We start from the raw sequence: 25279 nt of genomic DNA, 5'->3' as shown, positions 1-25279 counted from the left end.
CCTAGGTTTTGTCGGAAGCTCAAGATGGTTATAAGCGACATACCCCATCCAGGTCGCCAACTACACCCAGACCTACCACTACGACGCTGGCGGCAACCTGCTGGACCTGGTGCACGTCGGCGCCCAGCCCCACGGCCGCACTTTGACCCGCGCCAAATACAGCAACCGCTGCCTGCCCGAGCGCAACGGCCGGCCACCGACTGAAGCGGAAATCGCTGCAAGCTTCGATGCCAATGGCAATCTACGGGAACTGCAAGCCGGCCAGGCGATGGAGTGGGACTTGCGCAATCAACTCACCGTCGTGCGCCCGTTGGTGCGCGAAGAGACTGAGGACGACTACGAACGCTATGTCTATGACGGCGGCGGACAACGCGTGCGCAAGCTCCGCGCAAACCAGACCAACGCCCGCACGCTGATCAGCGAAGTGCGCTACCTGCCCGGCGTGGAGATCCGTAGTCACGGTGGCACGGGTGAAGTCCTTCATGTGATCACTGCCAGCGCCGGTAGCAGCAACGTACAGGTGCTGCATTGGGTCGCCGGACAGCCCGAGGACATCGCCAACAATCAAGTGCGCTACAGCCTCAACGACCACTTGCAGTCCAGCGCCCTGGAACTGGACCAGAACGCCGACCTGATCAGCCAGGAATGGTATTACCCGTTTGGTGGTACGGCTTGTTTTGCTGCCCGGTCGGCCACAGAAGCCAAGTACAAAACCGTACGTTATTCGGGCAAGGAGCGGGATGCGACGGGGCTTTATTATTATGGGTTCCGGTATTACGCGCCGTGGTTGCAGCGGTGGATTAATCCTGATCCGGCCGGAGATACAGATGGGTTTAATAGATACTTAATGGTGAAAATAACCCTGTATGTTTTTTTGACATCGCCGGACTTGTCCGCAACTCAATAAACGTTGAGTCAGTGGATATAGACAGTGAAATCAAGGGCCACAAACCAAATATTTCCTACATTACTCATAACCCCTCAGAAATACTTAACTTCGCCACCGAAGAATCGAAACAACGCATTACTTTTGTTGAAACAAAAATGAAGCACACTTTTATAAAAAACCATGCTCTTTCCAGAGTAAAAGAAGACAGCTTTTTTAATATATTCAAACCCCACACTTGGATATTCAAAGCCAACTTCAGAAACCCAGCCCATTCAAAATATTACGCAAGTGACGTTGCAAGGCACCAATACATCAACGTATCAACTAAGCAAGGATTCTTTGGAGTACTACCATCTACGATTAAAAGAGAACACGTTATAAACAAACACACGATCGAAGAAATGACCGGATTAAAAAAACGGCTCAAAAACAATGCTTAGGATTTTTATGAATAGCACACCAAATGGAAAATCGACGCAAAAAATCCTAGACGATTTTGGCTTGAAAGCCACTAAAGTCGAACGATATCGTGATAGCCTCTTCACAGATTTCGTTATTAGTGTAGAACCTGCCTTTTCCAATTCAGCGCAGATCCAGCAAACCTACGAATTGCCGGACGAAAATACTCTTTCAGAAGACGCCTCAAGTGACACATCCTCGGAAACATCAGATGCAGCCCCTCCCGCTCCACGCAGGAGGAATGCCATTTACTATTCCCCAAGTGTCTTCCGGCGCCCCACAGGGGCCTTGCCCACGCAACGATCCAGCGCGTTATCGAGCAGCTAAAATACAAGCGACAACGAATTGCTGATAGAACACTCCACTTCGTAGGTAGAGCCCAGTGCTTTCGTTGAGACGCTCCCCCACGCAAAGTGTGGGGGAGCGATCAGAAAACTACCTGCCTGGTCTCAGCATCAACACCGCCAACGGCGGCAAATTCAACACCAACGACAACGCCTGCCCATGGCTCGGCGTTTCCTCGGCCATTGCCCCGCCACTATTGCCGTAATTGGAACCGGCATAGATGGACGAGTCGCTGTTAAGCACCTCATTCCACTGCCCGGCAAACGGCACCCCAACGCGATACGCCTCACGCGGCACCGGCGTAAAGTTGGCCACCACCAGCACAGGCCGGCCGTCCTTGCTCCAGCGCAGCCACGCATAAACGCTGTTGATCGCGTCATCGCCGATCAGCCATTGGAAACCCTGCGGCACATCGTCCTGCTCATGCAACGCCGGTTCTTCGCGGTACAGGCGATTGAGGTCGCCGACCAGTTTCTGTACGCCTTTGTGTTCGGAGTACTGCAGCAAGTACCAGTCCAGTTGCTGATCGTGGTTCCACTCGCGCCACTGGCCGAACTCGCAGCCCATGAACAGCAGTTTCTTGCCCGGGTGCGCCCACATGAAACTCAGGTAGGCCCGCAGGTTGGCGAATTTCTGCCAACGGTCGCCGGGCATTTTGTCGATCAGCGAGTGCTTGCCGTGTACCACTTCGTCGTGGGAGATCGGCAGGATGAAGCGCTCGGACCAGGCGTACACCAGACCAAAACTCAGCTCGTTGTGGTGATGGGCGCGGTACACCGGGTCCTGTTGAATGTAATGCAGCGAATCGTGCATCCAGCCCATGTTCCATTTGTAGGCAAAGCCCAGGCCACCCTGTTGCGTGCCCTGGCTGACGCCCGGCCATGCGGTGGATTCCTCGGCGATCACCAACGCACCGGGTGCTTCCAGGGCGACCACATCGTTGAGGTGGCGCAGGAAGTCGATGGCTTCCAGGTTCTCCCGCCCGCCATGGCGGTTCGGCACCCACTCGCCGGCTTTGCGCGAGTAGTCGCGGTACAGCATCGAGGCCACGGCATCGACCCGCAGGCCATCGACGTGGAAATGCTTGAGCCAGTGCAGCGCCGACGCCAGCATGTAGCCGTGCACTTCGGTGCGCCCCAGGTTGTAGATCAGCGTGTCCCAATCCTGGTGGAAACCTTCTTGCGGGTTGCCGTACTCGTACAGGGCCGTGCCGTCGAACTGGGCGAGGCCGTGGGTATCGGTGGGGAAATGCGCCGGCACCCAGTCGAGAATCACCCCGATGCCGGCCTGGTGGCAGGCGTTGACGAACGCGGCGAACTGGTCCGGCGTGCCATAACGCGCACTCGGCGCGAATTGCGACAGCAACTGATAACCCCACGAACCGCCGAACGGGTGTTCCATGATCGGCATCAGTTCGATGTGGGTGAAGCCCAGGTCTTTGACATAGGGAATCAGTCGCTCGGTCAGTTCCGGCCAAGTGTACTGGCGGGCCACTTCACCCAGGTCGTCCAGCTCGCATTGCCACGAACCGGCGTGCAATTCGTAGATCGACAAGGGCGCCGTCACCCGCTGATGGTCGCCACGGGACAGCATCCAGTCCTGGTCCTGCCAGTCGATTTTCAGCGGCGAGGCGACTTTCGAGGCGGTGTCCGGCGGCAGACTGGTGGCCAGCGCCATCGGGTCGGCCTTCAGCGGCAGGATGCCGTGGGCACCGAGAATTTCGTACTTGTAGGCGTCCCCTGCTTGCAGGCGCGGGATGAACAACTCCCAGACCCCGGTGGGATGCCGCAGGCGCATCGGATGGCGGCGCCCGTCCCAGACGTTGAAATCACCGACCACCGACACCCGCCGGGCATTCGGTGCCCACACCGCGAAACGCACACCGTCGACACCGTCCACGGTCTTGAGCTGGGCACCGAGGCACGCACTGAGGTCGCGGTGATTACCTTCGGCAAACAGGTACAAATCCATGTCGCCCAGCAATGGGCCGAAGCTGTAAGGGTCTTCGGCCGTCTGCTCGCCACCGGCCCAACGGGTGCGCAGCAGATACGCTTGCGCGCGGTCGAAATGCCCGGCAAACAACCCCGGCGTCTCTGTGGCTTGAAGACTCCCAAGCGCTTCGCCCGAGTCCCTGGCCAGAACTTCTACACTCAGGGCGCCTGGCAGATAGGCGCGGATGAACTGTCCACCGGCACCATCGCCGTGGGGGCCAAGTATGGCAAAGGGATCGATATGCTCGGCACGCACCAAGGCATCGATATCCCGTGCGCCGGGCAGCAGCGCTTCTTTGTGATGACCCTGTTCCTTGTTCGAGACACTCATGACTACTCTCCACCAAGATCGGAAAAGGGTTTAAGCCCACTCAATAATCCATATAAACCGTGCAACGGCACGGGCAACCAGGTGGGGCGATTTTCCGCCTCATAGGCCACTTCATACGCCGCCTTCTCCAGACCGAACAACGCCAGCGCGGCGTCCTCGCCTTCGGGATCTTGCCATGCATGGGCAAGACTAGCTGCCGCCAGCCGATAGGCGTCGACAAATGCTGTTCGCGCTTCACTCAAATAGCGCCCGGTGACCCGCACACGCGCGGCATCGGCCCCCGCCGTGTTATCGACGCTGTGCACGTTGATCGCCATTGCCGCCGCATAGTCGAAGGAACGCAGCACGCCACTGACATCCTTGTACGGGCTGTGTTTGCCCCGACGTTCATGCAAGGGCCGCGCCGGTTCCCCCTCGAAGTCGATCAAGTACGCATCGCCCTTGATCACCAGCACCTGGCCCAGATGCAGGTCGCCATGCACACGAATGCGCAAGCCGCCTGCAGTCTTTTTGCCCAACGCTTGCACATGTCCGAGGATGGCTTTTTTGTTGTCCAGTAAACGGCTGACCAGGGTCTGGTCCGCCGGGCTCAGTTGATGTTGATGCTGCTTGAGCAAGTTCAGCGCGTGCTCGATTTGCGTTGCGACATCCCTGGCCGAGGCCAGCGCCTCCTTCTGCGTGGTGACCTGCGGCAAGAAGTCCGGGTTGGCATTGGGCGCTGCCAGCACCTGATGCATTTCCCCCAGGCGCCGGCCCAGCATACCGGCGAAATCTTTCAGTTCGCCGAGCGCGTTGTAGTGTTGCTCCTGCTCGGACATGGCGTCGGCCAGTTCATCGCGCAGCGCCCGTTCGAGGTTGTTTTGCGTCCACTCCCAGGCATCGCCCTGATTGTTCAGGTAGCCCTGGGCGATCATCAGCAGGTTGTCCTCACCCGCCCCGTCCCGGCGCACCACGGCCCCTAGCAGTGGCGAAATATTGCTGAACCCGGCTGCGGTCAGACAGGCGCTCATTTCCAGTTCGGGGTGCACGCCGCTGGCGACCTTGCGGATCAGCTTGAGCACCATGCTGTTGCCGATCACCACCGAGCTGTTGGACTGTTCCGCCGACAGGTAGCGCACCGACGACTCGGCGTTGAGGCCGAGTTTTTCCAGTTCGGGGGTGGACTCGAAGCGAATATCGCCATCGCTGCAGGCCAATACGGTGCCATCCTGAATGCCTTGCAACACGGCATGCACGAAGGATTCCAGGCTGAAGGCATCGGTGATCAGGCCGACCTGGCGTCCGCGCCGTACCCGCGACAGCGCCAGCTGCTGCGGTAGCGGCGTACCGACCTGATCCTCGGAGATAAAGCCGAACGGCAACTGATAGCGACTGCTCTGGCCAGCGCTGGTGACATTGATCTCACTGAACAGCACCGGATGTTGCGCATCGCCGAAGCGCACGCCGTAGGCCAGATCGACCTGCTCGATGGCGGCGTCCTTGCCGGCGAACCAGCGTCGATTCTGCAACCAGCTGGGCAGGATGCTCTGCTCAAGGGTGTGGCGTGACGGCGCTTCAAGCAGTTCCTCCATGCGTTTTTTCAGCACCAGCGTGGTGAAGTCCGGCAGGCTCTGTGCGGGCTCCACATGCCAGCTGGGCATCTGGTTTTCCGCGGCGAGGCCGAACCAGTAAAAGCCATAGGGCGCGAGGGTCAGGAGGAAATTCAGCTGGCCGATGGGCGGGAACGCGTTACCCCCGAGCATCTCCACCGGCACCATGCCGACGTAGGCCGACAAATCGAGCTCGGCGGCCTGGGCACTGCGCGACACGTTGGCCACGCACAGGATGACTTCGTGTTTGCCGTCCGCCCCGGTGTATTCACGGGTGTAGGCCAGGATCCGCCGGTTGCTCGGCGACAGCATTTTCAATGTACCGCGCCCGAAGGCCTTGGATTGCTTGCGCACGGCGAGCATGCGCCGGGTCCAGTTCAACAGCGAATGCGGGTCGCCGGCCTGGGTTTCGACATTGACCGACAGGTAACCGTATTGCGGGTCCATGATCGGTGGCAGCACCAGGCTGGCCGGGTCGGCGCGGGAGAAACCGCCGTTGCGGTCGATGGACCATTGCATCGGCGTGCGCACGCCATCGCGGTCGCCGAGGTAGATGTTGTCACCCATGCCGATCTCGTCGCCGTAATACAGGGTCGGCGTGCCAGGCATCGACAGCAACAGGCTGTTGAGCAGTTCGACCCGGCGTCGGTCACGCTCCACCAGCGGCGCCAGGCGCCGGCGAATCCCCAGGTTGATCCGTGCGCGACGGTCGGCGGCGTAGTAATTCCACAGGTAATCGCGTTCCTTGTCGGTGACCATCTCCAGGGTCAGTTCATCGTGGTTGCGCAGGAAGATCGCCCATTGGCAGTTGGCGGGAATATCCGGGGTCTGGCGCAGAATGTCGGTGATCGGGAAGCGATCTTCCTGGGCCAGCGCCATGTACATGCGCGGCATCAACGGGAAGTGAAAGGCCATGTGGCATTCGTCGCCGTTCAGGCCTTTCCTGTCGGTGTCGCCGAAGTACAACTGGGTGTCCTCCGGCCACTGATTGGCTTCCGCCAGCAGCATGCGGTCGGGGTAATTGGCGTCGATTTCGGCGCGGATCTGTTTCAGGACATCGTGGGTTTCCGGCAGGTTTTCGTTGTTGGTGCCGTCGCGCTCGATCAGGTAGGGAATCGCATCCAGGCGCAAGCCGTCGATGCCCATGTCGAGCCAGTAACGCATCACCGACAGCACCGCTTTCATGACTTGCGGGTTATCGAAATTCAGGTCCGGCTGGTGGGAGTAGAAACGGTGCCAGAAGTATTGGCCGGCGACCGGGTCCCAGGTCCAGTTGGACTTTTCGGTGTCGAGGAAAATGATGCGGGTGCCGTCGTATTTCTGATCGTCGTCGGACCACACGTAGAAGTCCCGCGCCGCCGACCCCGGTTTGGCCTTGCGTGCGCGCTGGAACCACGGGTGCTGGTCGGAGGTGTGGTTGATGACCAGTTCGGTGATCACCCGCAGGCCGCGTTTGTGTGCCTCGGCAATGAACCGCCTGGCATCGGCCATGGTCCCGTAGTCACTGTGCACGCCGCGGTACTCGGCGATGTCATAACCGTCGTCGCTCCGTGGCGAGGGATAGAAGGGCAAGAGCCAGATGGTGTTGACGCCCAGGTCGGCAATGTAGTCGAGCTTGGCGATGAGGCCGGGAAAGTCGCCGATCCCGTCATTGTTGGAGTCGAAATACGATTTGACGTGTACTTGATAGATCACCGCATCCTTGTACCAGAGCGGGTCCTTGATGAACGTGGCTGCCTTGGGTTTCTTCGCCATGTGAAACTCCTGGTGAATTCAACTTTGGCCACAGGTTGAACCCCAGTGGTGAAGGGCTTACCTGTGGCGAGGGGGCTTGCCCCCGTTCGGCTGCGAAGCAGTCGTCAATACAGCGACTCGGTGTTGTTGAAAGAAAAAGCGGGGGTCGCTTCGCGACCCAACGGGGGCAAGCCCCCTCGCCACAGACAAGCTCCCTCGCCACAGAGATTGTGGTGTTCTCAAGAGGCGGTAATGCGCCAGATCCCGAACGGCTGGTACGCCGGGTCGATCCGCATGAACTGATGCTTGCCGTGCCAGGTCCAGCGATGGCCATTCATCAGGTCTTCGCCCTGGGTGCTGGCGTCGTCGGGCAAACCCATTTCCCACAGCGGCAACTCGAAGTTCGCCTCCTGCACGTTGTGCGGATCGAGACTGACCGCCACCAGAATAAAGTTGCTGCCGTCAAAACTGCGTTTGCCGAAGTACAGGATGTTGTCGTTCCAGGCGTTGTAGACCTTCAGGCCCAGATGCGTGTGCAGCGCCGGGTTCTGCCGACGGATGCGGTTGAGCTGGGCAATCTCGGCAATGATGTTGCCCGGCGCGTTGAAGTCCCTGGGGCGGATCTCGTACTTCTCGGAGTCGAGGTACTCCTCCTTGCCCGGTACCGGTGCCGACTCGCACAACTCGAAACCCGAATACATGCCCCACAGGCCCGAGCCCATGGTCGCCAGCACGGCGCGGATGAGAAACCCGGGACGCCCGGACTCATGCAGGAACGCCGGGTTGATGTCCGGTGTATTGACGAAAAAATTCGGCCGATAACACTCGCGCCACGGCGATTCGTTGAGTTCGGTGAAGTAAGTCGCCAGTTCGGCCTTGGTGTTGCGCCATGTGAAATAGGTATAGCTCTGGGAATAACCGACCTTGCCCAGGCGCGCCATCATCGCCGGAGTAGTAAAGGCCTCGGCAAGGAAGATCACTTCGGGGTACAGCGCCCGTACATCGGCGATCAGCCATTGCCAGAACGGCAGCGGCTTGGTGTGCGGGTTATCGACGCGAAAGATCTTCACGCCCTCCTCGACCCAGCCCACCACGATGTCGCGCAGCTCCACCCACAGGCTCGGAATCGCCTCGGGGGCATAGAAGTCGACGTTGACGATGTCCTGGTATTTCTTCGGCGGGTTCTCCGCGTACTTGATCGTGCCGTCAGGCCGCCAGTTGAACCAGCCGGGGTGCTGCTTGAGCCATGGGTGGTCCTGGGAGCACTGGATGGCGAAGTCGAGGGCGATTTCCAGGCCGTGCGCCGCAGCGGCCGAGACCAGTCGCCGGAAGTCTTCGCGAGTCCCCAACTGCTTGTGAATCGCCTCGTGGCCGCCCTCCTCGCTACCGATCGCATAGGGACTGCCCGGATCATCGGGGCCTGCCGTCAGCGAGTTGTTCGGGCCCTTGCGGTAACTGCGCCCGATCGGGTGGATCGGCGGAAAATACAGCACATCGAAGCCCATGTCGTGGATCATCGCCAGCCGCGAATGCACATCGTTGAAAGTACCGTGGCGCTCCGGGCTGTCGGTGATCGAACGCGGGAACAATTCATACCAACTGGCGAATTGCGCCAGCTCGCGCTCCACATCCACCGGGTACTCCGGGCTCAGGCTGAGGTAAGCACGATGATCGACGCGGGCCATGAGGTCGGCGCTACGTTGGTGCAAAAACAGTGCGACCTGCTCGGTTTCGAGCAGTCCTGCCAGTTCATGGTGCAATGCCGCCAATTGCTCGCTGAGTTGCCCTTCACTGCGCTCGGCGGCTTGCTGCACCTGGATCCGCCCTTCCTGCAATTCGAGGCTGACGGGCACCGCTGCCATATGCTTCTTTTCAAGTTCGTAGCGAAAACTGGCGAACTGGTCGATCCAGGCTTCGATACAGAACAGATAACGGCCCTGACTGTTCACCCGGAACTGCCCCTGCCAACCGTTGTTGCCCAGATCGTGCATGACAGCGCTTTGCCAGACGTCCTCGTCCTCGGACCGCCAGCGCACGCGAACCGCCAGCTTGTCATGTCCGTCGGCAAAGACCTTGGCCGTCACCACCACATCCTGCCCCACCACCGCCTTGACCGCGAACTGCCCGCCTTCAAGGGTCGGCATGATGTTTTCTATGACTATGCGCGGCAGCAACAGCGCCTGCGACAGCGGCATGTGCGGGTTGTAGCTCAACTCAGTCGGTTTTTCAGCCGTCATCGAGCCTCTCTCCTTACGCCCCATGGACGCGCTTGTGTCGGGTCGCCATCCCGTTGGGCCATCCGCCCCGGGACGTACTCACTTAGGTTCCGAGCGATGGCTGCCGGGAAAAGTTCATCAGCAATTTGCGGAATCAAATCGTTCGCACTGCAGTCCACCAACTTAAGCACGACTCACGCCATGTGCCACTGGAGGCTTGAACCATGACCAATCCATTCCCGGCAGAAACCCCCGATCCAAACATCGACAACCCGGTGATACCGCCGAGCGAACCACAACCGGTGCCCGAACAGGACCCACCCGGCACGACTCCGCCGCCAAGGGAAGAACCGCCAGCGACGATGCCGCCGGTGATTGTGAATCCTGAATGAAGACAGTTGATCGTTCCTGCCTCGACAGCAGGAACGATCATCAAAAATGAATGACGCTTCCCAAGTACCTGTAGTACCGATCCTAAAGCACCAATTCTGCCCGTCCGACACTTTACGAAACCTACACCCCGCGCCTTATATAGCCACCACTTCTTCAGCCTTGAGGGTGGTTAGCCATGAAAACGTTTTTTTCCAGCGTCAGCGAATTCACAAACAGAGCTAGCGCACAGCACCACGCGCTACACCGTGAACGACCCACCGACGGCTGGCCATCCCGTGAAAATATTCAACTACGAATTTCTTTGCTTCGAAGCCGAACGCAATCCCTCTGGACAATCAACCAAAAGCTCAATCATCAGGGAACTGGAGAAACATCTGCTGCACGGTGATATGGACTACTGCCAGCACGAACTCTCGGAAACGAAGAGCAACGAGCAGGACTCAGGCTGTGAAGCGACTGCGCAGACAGGGTTAATCCCTGACAGCTCCTAGTCCTTGTCAATCAGCTTCACGATCCTCGGCATCACACTGAATACCCCCAGCGCCAACAGCGTGCTGAGCACTGCCGTCGCCTCCCGGCCCAGCCCGGTGGCGACGCCGATGGCGGCGGTCATCCACAGGCCGGCGGCGGTGGTCAGGCCCTTGACGTCGCTTTCGTCGCCGTCGTGGTTTTTCAGGATGGTACCGGCCCCCAGAAAGCCGATACCGGCAATCACGCCCTGCACGACCCGACTCATGGCATCGGCCTGTGAACCGGACATCTGCGGCACCAGTACAAACAGCGCCGCCCCCATCGCCACCAGCATGTGGGTGCGCACACCAGCGGCCTTGCCCTGGTGCTCGCGTTCGAACCCGAGAATCCCGCCCAGCAAGGCGGCCATCAACAGACGTACGGTCATCCGCGTCAGTTGCGAGGCATCGGTAATGTCGGCGAACTCGGCTTGCAGGGTCACCCAGACTTCGTGCCACCAGGCGTTCATGGTGTTGTCCTTGTGAGGAGCCATGGAGAGTGGACCGCAGCGACCATTAATCGGTTGCACAGAACGATGACCGGCGGTTGCGGCCTGACACTTCAGATACCCCTGAAAATGGATTCCGCCATGACCGTGCGCATTGAGAACCAGACCTGCTTTTTCACCACCGAAAATGGCGAACAAATTCGTCTGTGTCCTGACGTGACCATCGTCACCGATGGAAGCAAAGCCATGTCGGCGGTGGACATCGAAGGCCAGCGGATCTACATCACCGAAGCGGAAGCCGACGCCTTGACCGTCGCAGGCGCGGTGGATGGACGTCGGCACCTGAAAGCCAGCGACAGTGATTCGTTGATTTGACTGCCGTTGATCAACACCCGCCGCAGCTGTTTTGCCCAGGCGTTTACACCTTTGTGCGACGGCTGCTTCAAGTTGTCGCAGGCCGGGCGGGCACGGCCATCTGATCCGCTTTTTAATGCAATACCTGAGTCTGTTATGCAAACAGATCGCCGCTCATAGTGCTCATGCCTGATGGAGGCTGATGAGCGAAAGACCATGAGCGAAAGAATCCCCGTCCGAACCGTAGAAACATTCGAGCCTTCGCGTCCAAAGACGAAGGCCAAAACCAGTGACAACCTGATCCACACCCGCAGCTTCACCGGGCTGTTCCGCAACCTGCGCATCAGCGGCGCGGGTTTTCTGTTTTTGCTGTTTTTCGGCACCGTGTGGTTGAACTGGGGCGGCCGACAGGCGGTGCTCTGGGATCTTTCCGAAAGTAAATTCCATATCTTCGGCGCGACTTTCTGGCCGCAGGACTTCATCCTGCTGTCGGCGCTGTTGATCATCGCCGCGTTCGGCCTGTTCGCGATCACCGTGTTTGCCGGCCGGGTCTGGTGCGGCTACACCTGCCCACAAAGTTCGTGGACCTGGATCTTCATGTGGTGCGAGAAAGTCACCGAGGGCGAGCGCAACCAACGGATCAAGCTGCAAGCCGCGCCGTGGGGCGTCAACAAACTGATGCGCCGCTCGGCCAAACACACCTTGTGGCTGGCCATCAGCCTGCTGACCGGCCTGACCTTCGTCGGCTACTTCACTCCGATACGGCCACTGGCCGAAGAGCTGCTGACCTTGCAAATGAGCGGCGTCAGCCTGTTCTGGGTGTTGTTTTTTACCGGTGCCACCTACATCAATGCCGGCTGGTTGCGTGAAGCGGTGTGCATGCACATGTGCCCTTACGCGCGGTTCCAAAGCGTGATGTTCGACAAGGACACCCTGACCATTTCCTACGACGTGGCCCGTGGCGAAAACCGTGGCCCGCGCAAACGCGAGGTCAAACCCGCCGAGGTCGGTTTGGGCGATTGCATCGATTGCCAGCTCTGCGTACAGGTTTGCCCGACCGGCATCGACATCCGCGATGGCTTGCAGATGGAATGCATCGGTTGCGCCGCGTGCATCGACGCCTGCGATTCGATCATGGACAAAATGGGCTACGCCCGGGGACTGATCAGCTATACCTCCGAACATCAGTTGCAAGGTGGCAAGACGCACCTGCTGCGCCCGCGCCTGATCGGCTACACCACCGTGCTGCTGGTGATGATCGCCGCTCTGGTGGTGGCATTGGTGGAACGGCCGATGGTCTCGCTCGACGTCAGCAAGGACCGGGGCCTGTTTCGCGAAAACAGCCGGGGGCAGATCGAAAACATCTACAGCCTGAAGGTGATCAACAAGACCCAGCAGCGTCAGGACTATCAATTGAGTCTGGTCGATGCCAATGATTTCGAGTTGCAAGGCAAGACAGTGCTGAGCCTGGCGCCGGGCGAGATTGTCGACCTGCCTGTGTCGGTGGCGATGCTCACGGAACGCCCGGCCAGCAGTTCGCAGAGCATCAGCTTCAAAGTGGTCGACAGCGATGAACCTGGCGTCTACAGCGTTGCGAAGAGCCGGTTTGTTGCGCCAATGAATCGCTGAGCCTTTAAGATGTTGACCTTGGTGAAGTGCAGTCTTGTTTTGGCAACGCAATGCACTGTGGCGAGGGGGCTTGCCCCCGTTGGACTGCGTAGCAGTCCCATTTTGGCGCCGATTCGCGACCCAACGGGGCGGTGCGGCGCTCCGACAAGCCCCCTCGCCACAGGCAGCCCCCTCGCCACAATTAATCGAAACGACTCCATTGCGGGACACCGATGAAACGCTACGAAAAATTCGCCGACGACATCGCAGAACTGATCCGCTCCGGCGTCCTCGGACCGGGCCAGCGTGTGCCGTCAGTGCGCTACGCCAGCCAGACCTACGGCGTCAGCCCGTCGACGGTGTTCCAGGCCTACTACCTGCTGGAGCGCCGTGGACTGATCCGCGCCCGTCCGCGCTCCGGCTATTTCGTCAATGCCCATGCGCCGCGACCGTTTTCCGAGCCGGTGATCAGCAACCAGGTCAACGAATCCACGGAAGTCGACGTCAGCGAACTGGTGTTTTCGGTACTCGACTCGATCAAGGACCCGAACACCGTGCCGTTCGGCTCGGCATTCCCCAGCCCGACACTGTTCCCCCTGCAACGCTTGTCCCGCTCCCTGGCCAGCGCCACCCGCGAGATGGACCCGCGCATGGTGGTCACCGACATGTCGCCCGGCAACCCGCAGCTGCGCCGGCAAATCGCCCTGCGCTACATGGTCGGCGGGCTGATGCTGCCCATGGAAGAACTGCTGATCACCAACGGCGCCCTGGAAGCCCTCAACCTGTGCCTGCAAGCAGTGACGCAACCTGGCGACCTGGTGGCCATCGAAGCCCCGGCGTTTTACGCGTGCCTGCAAGTGCTCGAACGCCTGAAACTCAAAGCCGTGGAAATCCCCGTGCACCCGCGCGACGGCATCGACCTCGGCGTGCTCGAACAAACCCTGGAACGCCATCCGATCAAGGCCTGCTGGTGCATGACCAGCTTCCAGAACCCCATGGGCGCCACTGTGCCCGAGGCCAAGAAACAACAGCTCGTGGAACTGCTGCGCCGCCACCAGGTGCCGCTGATCGAAGACGATGTCTACGCCGAACTGTATTACGGTCAACAAGCCCCGAAACCGGCCAAGGCATTCGATACCGAAGGCCTGGTGATGCATTGCGGGTCGTTCGCCAAAAGCCTGGCCCCCGGTTACCGCATCGGCTGGGTCGCCGCCGGGCGTTACGCGCAGAAAATCGAACGCCTGAAACTCATGACCTCGCTGTGCGCGTCCATGCCGGCACAGGCAGCGATCGCCGACTACTTGCAACACGGCGGCTACGACCGGCACCTGCGTAAATTGCGTCACGCGCTGGAAGACCAGCAAGCCGCCATGCTCGCCGCCATCGCCCGCTATTTCCCGGCGCAGACGCGGGTCAGCCAACCGGCGGGCGGATACTTTTTGTGGCTGGAATTGCCGGAGCAGATGGATTCGTTGAAGTTGTTTCAGATGGCGCTGGCGCAGGGGATCAGCATTGCGCCGGGGCCGATTTTCTCGCCGACGCAAAGGTTCAGGAATTGTATTCGGTTGAATTATGGGAGCCCGTGGGATGAGGTCTCGGAGAAGGCGATGGAGACGTTGGGGCGGATTGTGCGGTCGTTTAACAGCTAGGGATTTCGAACTCTAATCTCCCCACTAAGTGCCTTTGCAAAGCTCATCAGTGTATCGGCATTACGACGAGCCATTGAAGTTCGTAGTGACATATCGTTTTTAAAAATTTGAACCGCTTGTTCCAAATCAGGCGCCCCTGTTTCCGGGACAAAGTCGACGCCATTCATCATCTCGAAATTTACAACAGGAAAATCCCTATCATGAAAAACATGGTAGGAATATACCTCTCCAGGCATGATCGCTGTGCGCTCAGGAATATACCAATAATCTAAACTTTTAAAAACCTGACTTAAATGAGTTAGCTCGTGCCCCAAGGACAAAGCATTTATTTCGGTCTCGCCACGCGCAAAAACATTACTATTAAAATAAATTTTTCTCTCTGAATCATTCAACAAAACGAAAGCTGCCTGCTTACCCTCAGTGTACGCCACCAATCTATTCGGATGACTGCTAACATGGGCAATATCCATTAGTAACTCACGGTAGCCACTACTAAAATAGTCGATATCTTTTTGTGCGACCTGCTTAATACCAAAATATGCTTCAAACGCACTTTTGTCCAAATCATTACCTTCAAGCTCAGCAATCGCATATGTTAGTATCGATTTTAACTCTTGAAATGCCTCATCTAAGCTTTTTGCCACCTCAGGCATATACTTTCTAATGTCATCCATCCCTCGCTGCTCTATTCGCTCCGTCACATCATTATTTCTCTCAAACAAGAAATTACTGATATAGGTAAGGATTGGAAAACGACCTTCCTGATCCACATATACCGCAGGACTATTTCTAACAAACCTATAAAAATTCAACCCATCCACATCCCCCGCCGGATCCGGATTCAACCAGCGCTGCAACCACGGCGCGTAGTACCGCGCGCCATAGTAATAAAGCCCCGTCGTATCCCGCTCCTTGCCCGAATAACGAATGGTCTTGTAGCTGGTTTCCACCTCGTGCCGTCCCGCCAGCCACGCCGTGCCACCGAAGGGGTAATACACTTCCTGGCTGATGGTTTTAGCCTGGGCATCGACTTCAAATGCACTCGATCCCAGGTGATCGTCGAAGCAGTAACGCCACTGATCGTTGTCCAATCCCGCTGGCGGCGGACTGTCCCAATGCAGCAGGCGCACGCTGCAGCGCCCGGCTTGAACAGTGATGACTTGCAACCGCTCACCGGTGGCACTGTTGTTGTGCAACTCAATGCCCGGCAAGTAACGCACTTCGCACGTGTTAACGACGGATTTTGCCGCCACTGTCTGCCACTTGCGCAGGCGAGCGCCTTCGCTGTCGTAGACATACCTCTCGATGTCGTCAGCGCCTTCAATCCGTGCCACTTGAGTGACTTGGGCCAACTGATTACGCCCATTCCACTGCAAAGCCTGCCCAGGTTGCAGCTCCAGCAGGTTGCCGCGAGCGTCGAACAGCTCGTCAATGGCCGGCTGGCCGGCTCGATCTTTCACGCTGCGATTGCTGTGCGATGCCACGCGCATGATCAAGGTGTCGTCTACCGCGCCGTGATGCAGACGCTGCAGCAGATTGCCCGCCTCATCGTAGTGATAGGTTTCGCTGTAGTTGCACCAGCGACTGGCGTCCGGCGGGCCGAATCCCTGCCACTCGGGCAATGCTGGCCCCAACGACGGTTTGGCGGTTTCCCAGCCGGTGGCGCTGATTAGCTGGTAGAGCGTGTCGTAGGCGAAGCGCCGTACCGGCTCGATGCGCTGATTGGCAAAGTACTGAATGGGCAGCGCCGCGTCGGCGATTTCGGTGATGTTGCCTGCGGGGTCGTAGCCGTAACTGAGCTTCTGCAAATATCCCTGAACGGGGCCTTGGGTATCGAGGTTCGTCAGGCGTCCATTGGCCGGATCATAAGCGCTGAAGGTGCGCATGCCATTGCCGGCCCGCTCCTGTTCTATCTGGCCAAAAGCGTTGTACTCGATGGCATTGACCAGCGTGTCGGCGACGGATTGGCCAGCCCGTTGTAGCCCGACCGAATGCAGTTGCCCGGCGCGGTCATAGGTGAAATGTCGGGTATGACTTTTGGCGTCGGTTTGATGCGAGAGCTCACCCGAAGGCAGGAAGGACCAGGATGCCCGTGCCCCCTCGCCCGGTTCCAGCAGACGGTCGCGCTCCGCTTCTACAAGGGGCCAATCGGGCGGATCAAAACTGTTCAAGAAATGCCGAATCTCAAGCAGTACAGCCGCTGACATCCCGTAATCGGAAAGCAATCGACTCCCTGCCGGATCATCCTGTCGGATCGGCTGACCACAGCGATTGTGCCGGGCCTCTTCATCTGTCGCAGCGCCCCATAGGATGCGCTCGGCACAGCGCTCCACCTCACCGACGCCTTGCTCGAACATCGCCACCGGCCGCAGCGACGAATCATGCTCAGTGCGACGATGCCAACCGCGTTGATCCCATGACTCGATTACCTGCCCGGCTGCACCGGGCAAATCGACTTGCCAGCCAGCATCGACACTGTCGCTGCACAGCGGCTGATTCGAAAGGCTGTAAGTGGTGGACAGGTTTGAAGGCGCATCGAGCAACGCAAACAATCGCGGATCGCGTTGCCGAGCAAGACGGCCAGCCCCGTCATACAGCTGATGCGTGATCCGTGACTCGGGCGGATCCCCGGCCACGCGACGGTGATAAGCCACCGTACGAACAGCTAAACCGCGAGGGTCGACGGCGTTCAGCGTTGGTGTGTGGATGTGCATGCACAAGGCGCCCGACTTTGAGAGGCTTCAACACACGCAGTGTTCGGTTGCGTGGCTCGTCGCCAATCTAGGCGCCCTTGTCAGCAGCGTCTACTGTCAGAAATAACAGTTGGATGCTTGCGGGCTCAACTCAGCGTCCACCACCAAGATCAACAAATGTCCCCGTCGCATAAGAAGCCTTGTCCGACAACAACCAGACAATCGCCTCGGCCACTTCATCCGGACGCCCGCCCCGTGCCATCGGGATCGCCGATTCCAGCTTGCTGACCCGGTCCGGATCGCCGCTCAAGGCATGGAAATCGGTGTAGATGTAGCCCGGGCGCACGGCGTTGACACGGATCCCCTCTCCCGCCACTTCCTTGGACAGGCCGATGGTGAAGGTGTCCAGCGCACCTTTTGACGCTGCGTAGTCGACATATTCGTTGGGCGCGCCCAAGCGTGCGGCCACCGAGGACACGTTGACGATACTGCCGCCCTGCCCGCCGTGCTTGGGCGACATGCGCAGGATCGCGTGCTTGGCGCAGAGGATCGGCGCCAGGACGTTGGTTTTCATGATCTTGAGAATGCGGAACTCGGACATTTCGTCGACCCGGGACTTTTGCCCCACGGTCCCGGCGTTATTGACCAGCGCCGTGACCCGGCCCAGTTCACTGTCGACCCGATGGAACAGCGCGATGACTTCGTCTTCGATGCTGACGTCGGCCCGTACTGCAATGGCTTGCGCACCGAGGGCGCGGACTTGCTCCAGCACGCCGAGTGCGGCCTTTTCGTCCGCCTGGTAATTGATGCAGATCCGATAGCCCTGCGCGGCGGCCAACAGTGCGGTGGCGGCACCAATGCCGCGGCTGCCGCCGGTGATGACGATGACTTTGTCCATGCGAGCCTTCCCCCAATCAAAGCTTAAGCGGTCGGGGGCAAGAATAACCGCCATTGGCGGTTTTTGCATGGCTTCGGTGGCGTTTGCACAGACGCCATCGCGGGCAAGCCACGCTCCCACAGAATATGCAAAACCTGTGGGAGCGTGGCTTGCCCGCGATGAACGATGACACGGACTGTCAAGCCAGCGCCAATCGCTCCGAGCGATGGATTTCCATCATGAAACCTTCGGCCGGCAGCGGATGCCCCAGCAGGTAACCCTGTAACGAGTCGCAGCCCAGTTGCGTCAGGAAGTCCTGCTGCGAACCCGTCTCCACACCTTCGGCAACGATGCGCAACCCCAGCGCCTGGCCGAGAGCCACGATGGCCGAAACGATGGCGGCGTCATCGCTGTCGTGCTCCAGGTCACGGACAAAACCGCGGTCGATCTTCAGTTCGTTGGCCGGCAAGCGCTTGAGGTACATCAAACTCGAATAACCGGTGCCAAAATCGTCGATGGACAGGTCGACACCCATTTCCGAGAGTTCCTGAAGCACCGTCATGCTCGCGTCGGCATCGCTCATGGCGGTGGTTTCAGTGATTTCCAGGGTCAGGCTATTGGCCGGCAGATGGTGAGTCGCCAATGCCTTGGCGACGCTCTGGACCAGTCCGGCATGGCAAAACTGGATGGCCGACAGGTTCACGGCGATGCGCCAATCGGTGTAGCCCAGCACGTACCACTCGCGCATCTGGCGGCACGCTTCGTTGAGCACCCACTCGCCGATCGGAATGATCAGCCCGGTCTTTTCCGCCAGTTCGATGAATTTGTCCGGCAACAGCAAGCCTTGCGTCGGATGCTCCCAGCGCAACAGGGCCTCGGCGCCCACCGGCCGGCCATTGGCGGCATCGAACTTGGGCTGGTAATGCAGGCTGAATTCCTGATGCTCCACGGCATTGCGCAGGTCCTGCAACAATTGCAGTTGCTTACGCGCGTTGGTGTTCATCGAGGCGTCGAAAAAGCTGTAGCCGTTTTTACCCGCGCCCTTGGCGTGGTACATCGCCGCGTCGGCGTTCATCAGCAATTCGTGGGCGGACTGCCCGTTACCCGGATAGAGCGCGATGCCGACACTGGCGGAAATGTGCAAATCATGTTCGGCAACCCGGAACGCCCGTGCAATCAACCCGACCTGGCGGGCCGCGAGGTTCAAGGCATCGTTCTGCTCGCTCAATTGCACCAGCAACACGAACTCATCGCCGCCGATCCGCGCCAGGGTGTCCTGGCTGCGCAAGTCTTCGCGCAGGCGCAGGGCCACTTCGCGCAACAGCAAGTCGCCCATGTGGTGACCGAAGGCATCGTTAACGGGTTTGAAGCCGTCCAGGTCGATGAACATCAGGGCAAAGCAACCACCCTCTTCACGAACCCGCGACATGGCCTGATCGATTCGGTCGGCGAGCAACGTCCGGTTCGGCAACCCGGTGAGGGTGTCATGCAGGGCCAATTGGGTCAGTTCACGGTTGGCTTCGGTCAGCGACTGGGCCAGGCTCGCGGTGCGAGCCTCCAGGCGTGCATCGAAGATCGAGGTCAGCAAGGCGATGCTCAGCACCGCCAGCGTGGTGATCAACACCAGGTTGTCCAGGCCCTTGCCGTTCAGACCGTCGACCGCTGCCCCGCAAAAGCTGCCATCGGCAAAGCGTGCAGCGGCCATCCCGGTGTAGTGCATGCCGACGATGGCAATGCCCATGATCACGGCGGCACCGCCACGGATCAGACGGACATAAGGCGTGTGTTGACGCAAACGGAAAGCGATCCACAATGCCGCGCCAGAGGCCCCGACAGCGATCATCAGCGACGCGCCGAACAGCGTCGGGTCATAGTCGATGCCTGGTTGCATGCGCATGGCAGCCATACCGGTGTAATGCATCGCGCTGATGCCGGCGCCCATGACCAGCGCGCCAAAGGCCAGTTGCCAGGCCGGCAGTTTTGGCTGGCTGACCAGCCACAGCGCAAAACCGCTGGAGAGCACGCCGATCAACAGCGACAACAGGGTGATTGCGCCGTCATAGCCCAGATCGATTGGCAGCTTGAATGCGAGCATGCCGATAAAGTGCATCGACCAGATGCCGATGCCCATGGCAATGGCCCCGCCCGCGGTCCACAAATGCACGGCGCGGCCTTTGGCAGTGGCAATGCGTCCGGTCAAGTCGAGTGCGGTATAGGAAGCGAGAATCGCGACACAGAGCGAAATGATAACCAGGGTGGGGGAATAGCTACCGATGAGCATGGGGACTTCTCGCGAATGCCCCCATTAATGGTATTGATTCTCGCCGGGGGAAAATGCGGCGATTGTACTGATTCCGAATGAGAACGCACTCACAAAATGAGCAAAGGGCCATCAGTCCGATGAAACGCTTGTTTTAAGGTTTTACATTAACTCGCGTCAAGCTGCTGGCACCACAAAACCTGTGGGAGCGAGCTTGCTCCGGGCGGCGTTCCGACGATAGCGGTGGGTCAGGCAACATCCATGCTGAATGTGACTCAGCCATCGCGAGCAAGCTCGCTCCCACAGGGATTGCAGCGTACGTTAGATTGCGTTATCGGCTCTCGCTCACTTCAAGCTGCCCGTCCCAGCCACCTCCCAGCGCGGCGATCAACTGCACGCTGGCGATCAGGCGGCTTTGCAACAGGTCCAGGTTGCTGCGCTCATTGTTCAGCGCCGCCGCCTGGGTCACCACCACATCGATGTAGGCGATCAAGCCGGCCTTGTACTGGTTCTGGGTCAGGCGCAACGATTCACGGGCGGCGTCCAGCGCCTGTTGGCGCACGACAGCTTCGTCCTGCAGCACCTTGAGTTGCACCAGGAAGTTTTCAACTTCGCGGAATCCGTCCAGCACGGTCTGGCGGTACTTGGCCACTGTTTCGTCATAGGCCGCCTCACTGCGGTCGACTTCCGCCGAGCGCTGGCCGCCGTCGAACAGGGTCATGGCCAATTGCGGCCCGACCGACCAGAAGCGGTTCGGCAGGCTGAACAAGTCCTTCGAGGTACTGCTGCTGTAACCACCGTTCAAGCTCAGGGTCAGGTCCGGGTAATAGGCCGCCTTGGCCACACCGATGTTGGCGTTGGCAGCCATCACCGAACGTTCGGCGGATGCGATGTCCGGGCGACGCTCCAGCAACTGCGAAGGCAGGGCCACCGGCACTTGCGGCAACTGCGGAATGTCCTGGCTTTGCGCCAGGCTGAACTGCGCCGGCGGCAGGCCGATCAGCACGGCAATGGCGTTCTCGAACTGCGCGCGTTGCCAGATCAGGTCGACCATGTCCGCTTCGGTGCTCTTGAGCTGGGTCTGGGCCTGGGCCACGGCGTCCTTGCCCGATACGCCGGCGCGGTACTGGTTCTCGGTCATCTTCAGGGAACGCTGATAAGCCTCGACCGTGTCCTGGAGCAGGCGTTTCTGGCCATCGATCACGCGCAATTGCAGGTAATTCTGCACCAGTTCCGACTGTTGACTCAGGCGCATGGCCGCCAGATCGGCGAAGCTTGCCTGGGCATTCGCGGTATCGGCTTCCAGGCCACGGCGCAGCTTGCCCCACACATCCGCTTCCCAACTGACGCCCGCCTGGGCCGAATACGTGTCGCGAATACCGCTGGACGAACTGCTCAGGCTGGAGCTGCTGCTGCCTGTGCCCTGGCTTGAACGGTTCTTGCTGACGTTCAGGTCGACCGTGGGGAAAAACGCCCCGCGTGCGCTGCGCACCAAGGCCTGGGCCTGGCGGTACTGGGCTTCGGACTGGGCGACGGTCTGGTTGGCGCTGTTGAGCTTCTCGATCAGGCCATTGAGCTGTTGATCACCATACAGCTCCCACCATGCGCCGCGCGCCAGGGCATCGCTCGGGTTGGCCTGGCGCCAGCCTTCTGCTGCCTTGTACTGCGCAGGTTCCGCGGTTTGCGGGCGCTGGTAATCCGGGCCGACGGCGCAGGCACTGAGCATCGCCACGCACAGTGACAGGCTCAGCAGACGCGAGCCTCGAGCCGTGATCAGCGGTGCAGCCAGGTTGAAAAGCGAACGTTCAGTCATAGCGGAGTTTCCAGAGCAGCATCGGTACGCACCCCACGCCATTTGTTGAAGCGATGGCGCAGTTTGTCGAGATAGAGGTAAACCACTGGCGTGGTGTAAAGCGTCAGCACCTGGCTGAAGATCAGCCCGCCGATGATGGTCAGGCCCAGCGGCTGGCGCATTTCCGCCCCTTCGGCGCGGCTCAGCAGCAACGGCAAGGCACCGAGGATTGCCGCCAGGGTGGTCATCAGGATCGGTCGCAAACGTTGCAGGCAGGCACTGCGAATCGATTCCAGCGGTGCCATGCCCTGATGCCGCTCCAGCTGCAACGCCAGGTCGATCATCAGAATGGCGTTTTTCTTCACCACGCCGATCAGCAGAAACAGCCCCAGCAACGAAATCAGGCTGAACTCGCCGCCCAGCGCATAGATCGACAGCAGCGCACCGACCCCGGCGGACGGCAGGGTGGACAGGATGGTCAGCGGATGAATGTAGCTTTCGTACAGCACCCCCAACACCAGATACACCGCCACCAGCGCCCCCAGGATCATCCACGGCTGGCTTTTCTGGGTCGCCGCGAAAGCGTCGGCTGTACCGGCCATTTTCGCGATCACCTCTTCCGGCAGCCCGACCTTGGCAATCGCCCGCTCGATGGCGGCACCGCCCTGCTCCACGGTCACGCCTTCGGCCATGTCGAAGGCAATGCTTTCCGAGGCGAACTGGCCCTCGTGGCTGACCCGGTCGTTTTCCAGGCTGTTTTCGTAATGGGCGATGGTCGACAGCGGGATCCGCGCGCCATCGGCGGTGATGACCTGGACCTGCTTGAGGGTGATCGGGTCCTGGGCGTATTTCGGGTTGACCTCCATCACCACCTGATACTGGTTGAGGCTGTCGTAGATGGTCGAAATCTGCCGCTGGCTGTAGGCGTTGTTCAGCACTGCCGTGACCATGTCCATGTCGACACCCAGGCGCTTGGCCTGGTCGCGGTCGACGATCAGGGTCACTTGCCGGGCGCCCCGGCCTTCCCGCGCATCGATGGCCGTCAGTTCCGGCAAGGCCCTGAGCGCGGTGACGACTTTCGGATACCACTCGCGCAATGCCCCGAGATCCCCGCTTTGCAGGATGTAAGAGTATTGCGAGGTGGTCTGCTCACGGCCACCACCGAACTGCAGGTCCTGGTCGGCCATGAGCATCAGCTGTGCGCCGGGCACCTTGGGCATTTCCTTGCGCAGGCGTTCGATGACTTTCTGCGCGGAAATGTTGCGTTCCTTGATCGGCTTCAGCCGCACCAGCATGAAGGCGTTGTTGGTGCCGTTGTTGCCGCCGATGAAGCCGGCGACGCTTTCTACCGCCTCATCCTTCAAGACCGCCCGACGGAAAATCTCCATCTTCGGCTGCATCACGCTGAACGACAGGCCGTCGTCACCGCGCACGATACCGATCAGCTGACCGGTATCCTGCTGAGGTAAAAATGTTTTAGGAACAACAATATACAGCGCAATATTAACGCCGATTGTCACGAACAGGCTGAGCAACGTCAGGCGTTTGTGGCGCAGCACCCAGTCGAGGCTGGTGGCGTATTTGCCGACCATCCAGTCGTTGGCCCGCCGGCTCCAGCGTTGCAGGCGGTTCTCCTGCCCCGGCGTGTGCGGCTTGAGCCAGCGGGCGCAGAGCATCGGGGTCAGGGTCAATGACACCAGCAGCGAAACCACGATGGCCGCCGCCAGGGTGATGGAGAATTCGCGGAACAGGCTTTCAATGATCCCGCCCATGAACAGGATCGACAGGAACACCGCCACCAGCGACACGTTCATCGACAGCAGGGTGAAGCCGACTTCCTGGGCGCCGAGGTAGGCCGCCTTCATCGGTCGCACGCCTTCGTCGATGTGCCGGGAAATGTTCTCCAGCACCACGATGGCATCGTCCACCACCAGCCCGGTGGCCAGGATCAGCGCCATCAGCGACAGGTTGTTCAGCGAAAAGCCGTAGAGGTACATCACGGCAAAGGTACCGACCAGCGACACCGGCACCGCCAGGGTCGGGATCAGCGAGGCACGGAAGTTCCCGAGGAACAGGAACACCACCAGGATCACCAGCGCCACGGCGATCAGCAAGGTCATTTCCGCTTCGTGCAGCGTGGCCTTGATCACCGGGGAACGGTCCATGGCCAGGTTCAGCTTGACGCTGGCCGGCAACACCGCCTGCAACGCCGGCAACTGCGCCTTGATCTCGTTGACCGTCTCGATGATGTTGGCGCCGGCCTGCCGGTTGATCACCAGCAGCACCGCCGCGTCGTCGTTGAAGAAACCGCTGTTGTAGCGGTCTTCGACTCCGTCGCTGACCTTGGCCACGTCCTTGAGGCGCAGGGCCGCGCCGCCGTTGTAGTGGATGATCAGCGACTCGTAGTCCTTGGCTTTTTCCAGCTGGTCGTTGGCCTGGACCTGCCACAGACGTTGATCGTCCTCCACCGAGCCCTTGGGCCGGCGTACGTTGGCATTGGCGATGGTGTTGCGCACATCGTCCAGGGCCACGCCGTACTGGTTCAGCGCCTGCGGTTCGAGTTCGATACGCACCGCCGGCAGCGAACTGCCGCCGATCTGCACCTCGCCGACGCCCTGCACCTGGGACAGGCTCTGGGACAGGATCGTCGAGGCCAGGTCATAGAGCTGGCCTTTTTCCAGCACATCGGACGTCAGCGACAGCACCATGATCGGCGCCTGGGACGGGTTGACCTTCTTGTAGGTCGGCATGCTGCGCATCCCGCTGGGCAACAGGTTGCGCGAGGCGTTGATGGCCGCCTGCACTTCCCGCGCCGCGCCGTTGATGTCGCGGTCCAGGTCGAATTGCAGGATCACCCGGGTCGATCCCTGGCTGGAGCGGCTGCTCATGGTGTTGACCCCGGCAATCGCGCCGAAGGAGCGTTCCAGCGGCGTGGCCACCGTCGACGCCATCACCTCGGGACTGGCCCCGGGCAGGCTGGCCTGGACCACGATCACCGGAAAGTCCATTTGCGGCAGCGGCGACACGGGCAGTAAACCGAAGCTCACGCCACCCAGCAGCATGATGGCCAGGCTCAGCAACATGGTCGCGACCGGGCGCTTGATGAAAGGTCCCGAGAGATTCATCGATGACTGCTCCCGG

14 protein-coding genes and 1 pseudogene are annotated in these 25279 nt (G+C 59.9%); 6 read left to right on the top strand and 9 right to left on the bottom strand.

Annotated elements, in window-relative coordinates; translation table 11 throughout:
- Positions 1-43: 43 nt before the first annotated feature.
- Together Q8X48_RS28125 and Q8X48_RS28120 are read left to right on the top strand one after the other, a co-directional pair.
- A pseudogene (locus tag Q8X48_RS28125) lies at positions 44-891 on the top strand (RHS repeat-associated core domain-containing protein); the annotation flags it as partial.
- A 27-nt stretch (positions 892-918) separates the two neighbouring features.
- The gene (locus Q8X48_RS28120) at positions 919-1329 is read left to right on the top strand and encodes a hypothetical protein (RefSeq protein ID WP_407802458.1); all 411 of its coding nucleotides are present in this window, start codon (positions 919-921) and stop codon (positions 1327-1329) included.
- A gap of 454 nt (positions 1330-1783) precedes the next feature.
- Here Q8X48_RS28120 and glgB read toward each other — a convergent pair whose 3' ends face one another.
- The 3 genes from glgB to Q8X48_RS28105 all read right to left on the bottom strand — a co-directional run bounded on the left by glgB (position 1784) and on the right by Q8X48_RS28105 (position 9575).
- On the bottom strand, positions 1784-4015 hold the full coding sequence (glgB, locus tag Q8X48_RS28115; protein WP_407802457.1) for a 1,4-alpha-glucan branching protein GlgB: 2232 nt from the start codon (positions 4013-4015) through the stop codon (positions 1784-1786).
- Positions 4016-4017: 2 nt separating this feature from the next.
- A complete protein-coding gene (gene treS, locus Q8X48_RS28110; RefSeq protein WP_407802456.1) occupies positions 4018-7359 on the bottom strand; it encodes a maltose alpha-D-glucosyltransferase in 3342 nt (1113 codons plus the stop codon).
- Positions 7360-7577: 218 nt separating this feature from the next.
- Positions 7578-9575, bottom strand: a complete 1998-nt coding sequence (locus Q8X48_RS28105; RefSeq protein ID WP_407802455.1) for an alpha-1,4-glucan--maltose-1-phosphate maltosyltransferase — start codon at positions 9573-9575, stop codon at positions 7578-7580.
- A 203-nt stretch (positions 9576-9778) separates the two neighbouring features.
- Here Q8X48_RS28105 and Q8X48_RS28100 point away from each other — a divergent pair, with 203 nt between their 5' ends.
- On the top strand, positions 9779-9946 hold the full coding sequence (locus Q8X48_RS28100; protein WP_172435747.1) for a hypothetical protein: 168 nt from the start codon (positions 9779-9781) through the stop codon (positions 9944-9946).
- A gap of 488 nt (positions 9947-10434) precedes the next feature.
- Here the strand turns inward: Q8X48_RS28100 and Q8X48_RS28095 are convergent, their stop codons facing one another.
- Positions 10435-10926 carry an MgtC/SapB family protein gene (locus tag Q8X48_RS28095; protein WP_407802454.1) on the bottom strand — a complete coding sequence of 164 codons (492 nt, stop codon included), beginning with the start codon at positions 10924-10926 and terminating at the stop codon, positions 10435-10437.
- A gap of 120 nt (positions 10927-11046) precedes the next feature.
- Between Q8X48_RS28095 and Q8X48_RS28090 the strand changes: the two genes are divergently transcribed.
- From Q8X48_RS28090 to mapR, 3 genes are all read left to right on the top strand, one after another.
- A complete protein-coding gene (locus Q8X48_RS28090) occupies positions 11047-11280 on the top strand; it encodes a DUF3203 family protein (protein WP_407802453.1) in 234 nt (77 codons plus the stop codon).
- Between the two features lie 195 nt (positions 11281-11475).
- A complete protein-coding gene (gene ccoG / locus Q8X48_RS28085) occupies positions 11476-12888 on the top strand; it encodes a cytochrome c oxidase accessory protein CcoG (protein WP_407802452.1) in 1413 nt (470 codons plus the stop codon).
- 212 nt (positions 12889-13100) lie between these two features.
- Positions 13101-14516: a GntR family transcriptional regulator MpaR gene (gene mapR, locus Q8X48_RS28080; protein WP_407802451.1), complete on the top strand. Its 1416-nt coding sequence runs from the start codon at positions 13101-13103 to the stop codon at positions 14514-14516.
- On the opposite strand, the gene Q8X48_RS28075 is transcribed toward mapR, so the two are convergent.
- The 5 genes from Q8X48_RS28075 to Q8X48_RS28055 form a co-directional block, all read right to left on the bottom strand.
- Positions 14513-17230, bottom strand: a complete 2718-nt coding sequence (locus Q8X48_RS28075; RefSeq protein WP_407802450.1) for an RHS repeat-associated core domain-containing protein — start codon at positions 17228-17230, stop codon at positions 14513-14515. The genes mapR and Q8X48_RS28075 overlap by 4 nt on opposite strands.
- Before the next feature lie 130 nt (positions 17231-17360).
- Positions 17361-18107, bottom strand: coding sequence for an SDR family oxidoreductase (locus Q8X48_RS28070; protein WP_102700035.1), 747 nt, complete (start codon positions 18105-18107; stop codon positions 17361-17363).
- Positions 18108-18285: 178 nt separating this feature from the next.
- Positions 18286-20367, bottom strand: coding sequence for a putative bifunctional diguanylate cyclase/phosphodiesterase (locus tag Q8X48_RS28065; protein WP_407802449.1), 2082 nt, complete (start codon positions 20365-20367; stop codon positions 18286-18288).
- Positions 20368-20677: 310 nt separating this feature from the next.
- Positions 20678-22159, bottom strand: a complete 1482-nt coding sequence (locus Q8X48_RS28060) for an efflux transporter outer membrane subunit (RefSeq protein WP_407802448.1) — start codon at positions 22157-22159, stop codon at positions 20678-20680.
- Positions 22156-25263, bottom strand: coding sequence for an efflux RND transporter permease subunit (locus Q8X48_RS28055; RefSeq protein ID WP_407802447.1), 3108 nt, complete (start codon positions 25261-25263; stop codon positions 22156-22158). The genes Q8X48_RS28060 and Q8X48_RS28055 overlap by 4 nt, the downstream gene beginning before the upstream one ends.
- Between the last annotated feature and the right edge of the window lie 16 nt (positions 25264-25279).

Origin of the sequence: Pseudomonas sp. QLc11A (assembly GCF_052112305.1) — a bacterium.
GTDB classification, from domain to species: Bacteria; Pseudomonadota; Gammaproteobacteria; order Pseudomonadales; family Pseudomonadaceae; genus Aquipseudomonas; species Aquipseudomonas laurylsulfatiphila.
Note: the sequence above shows the minus strand (reverse complement) of the source record. Positions and strands in the feature narration are given on the sequence as shown.

Bases quoted from the DNA above. Each gene is read 5' to 3' on its own strand.
- glgB (WP_407802457.1), bottom strand. From the start codon at position 4,015: ATGAGTGTCTCGAACAAGGAACAGGGTCATCACAAAGAAGCGCTGCTG.
- treS (WP_407802456.1), bottom strand. From the start codon at position 7,359: ATGGCGAAGAAACCCAAGGCAGCCACGTTCATCAAGGACCCGCTCTGG.
- Q8X48_RS28105 (WP_407802455.1), bottom strand. From the start codon at position 9,575: ATGACGGCTGAAAAACCGACTGAGTTGAGCTACAACCCGCACATGCCG.
- Q8X48_RS28100 (WP_172435747.1), top strand. From the start codon at position 9,779: ATGACCAATCCATTCCCGGCAGAAACCCCCGATCCAAACATCGACAAC.
- Q8X48_RS28095 (WP_407802454.1), bottom strand. From the start codon at position 10,926: ATGAACGCCTGGTGGCACGAAGTCTGGGTGACCCTGCAAGCCGAGTTC.
- Q8X48_RS28090 (WP_407802453.1), top strand. From the start codon at position 11,047: ATGACCGTGCGCATTGAGAACCAGACCTGCTTTTTCACCACCGAAAAT.
- ccoG (WP_407802452.1), top strand. From the start codon at position 11,476: ATGAGCGAAAGAATCCCCGTCCGAACCGTAGAAACATTCGAGCCTTCG.
- mapR (WP_407802451.1), top strand. From the start codon at position 13,101: ATGAAACGCTACGAAAAATTCGCCGACGACATCGCAGAACTGATCCGC.
- Q8X48_RS28075 (WP_407802450.1), bottom strand. From the start codon at position 17,230: ATGCACATCCACACACCAACGCTGAACGCCGTCGACCCTCGCGGTTTA.
- Q8X48_RS28070 (WP_102700035.1), bottom strand. From the start codon at position 18,107: ATGGACAAAGTCATCGTCATCACCGGCGGCAGCCGCGGCATTGGTGCC.
- Q8X48_RS28065 (WP_407802449.1), bottom strand. From the start codon at position 20,367: ATGCTCATCGGTAGCTATTCCCCCACCCTGGTTATCATTTCGCTCTGT.
- Q8X48_RS28060 (WP_407802448.1), bottom strand. From the start codon at position 22,159: ATGACTGAACGTTCGCTTTTCAACCTGGCTGCACCGCTGATCACGGCT.
- Q8X48_RS28055 (WP_407802447.1), bottom strand. From the start codon at position 25,263: ATGAATCTCTCGGGACCTTTCATCAAGCGCCCGGTCGCGACCATGTTG.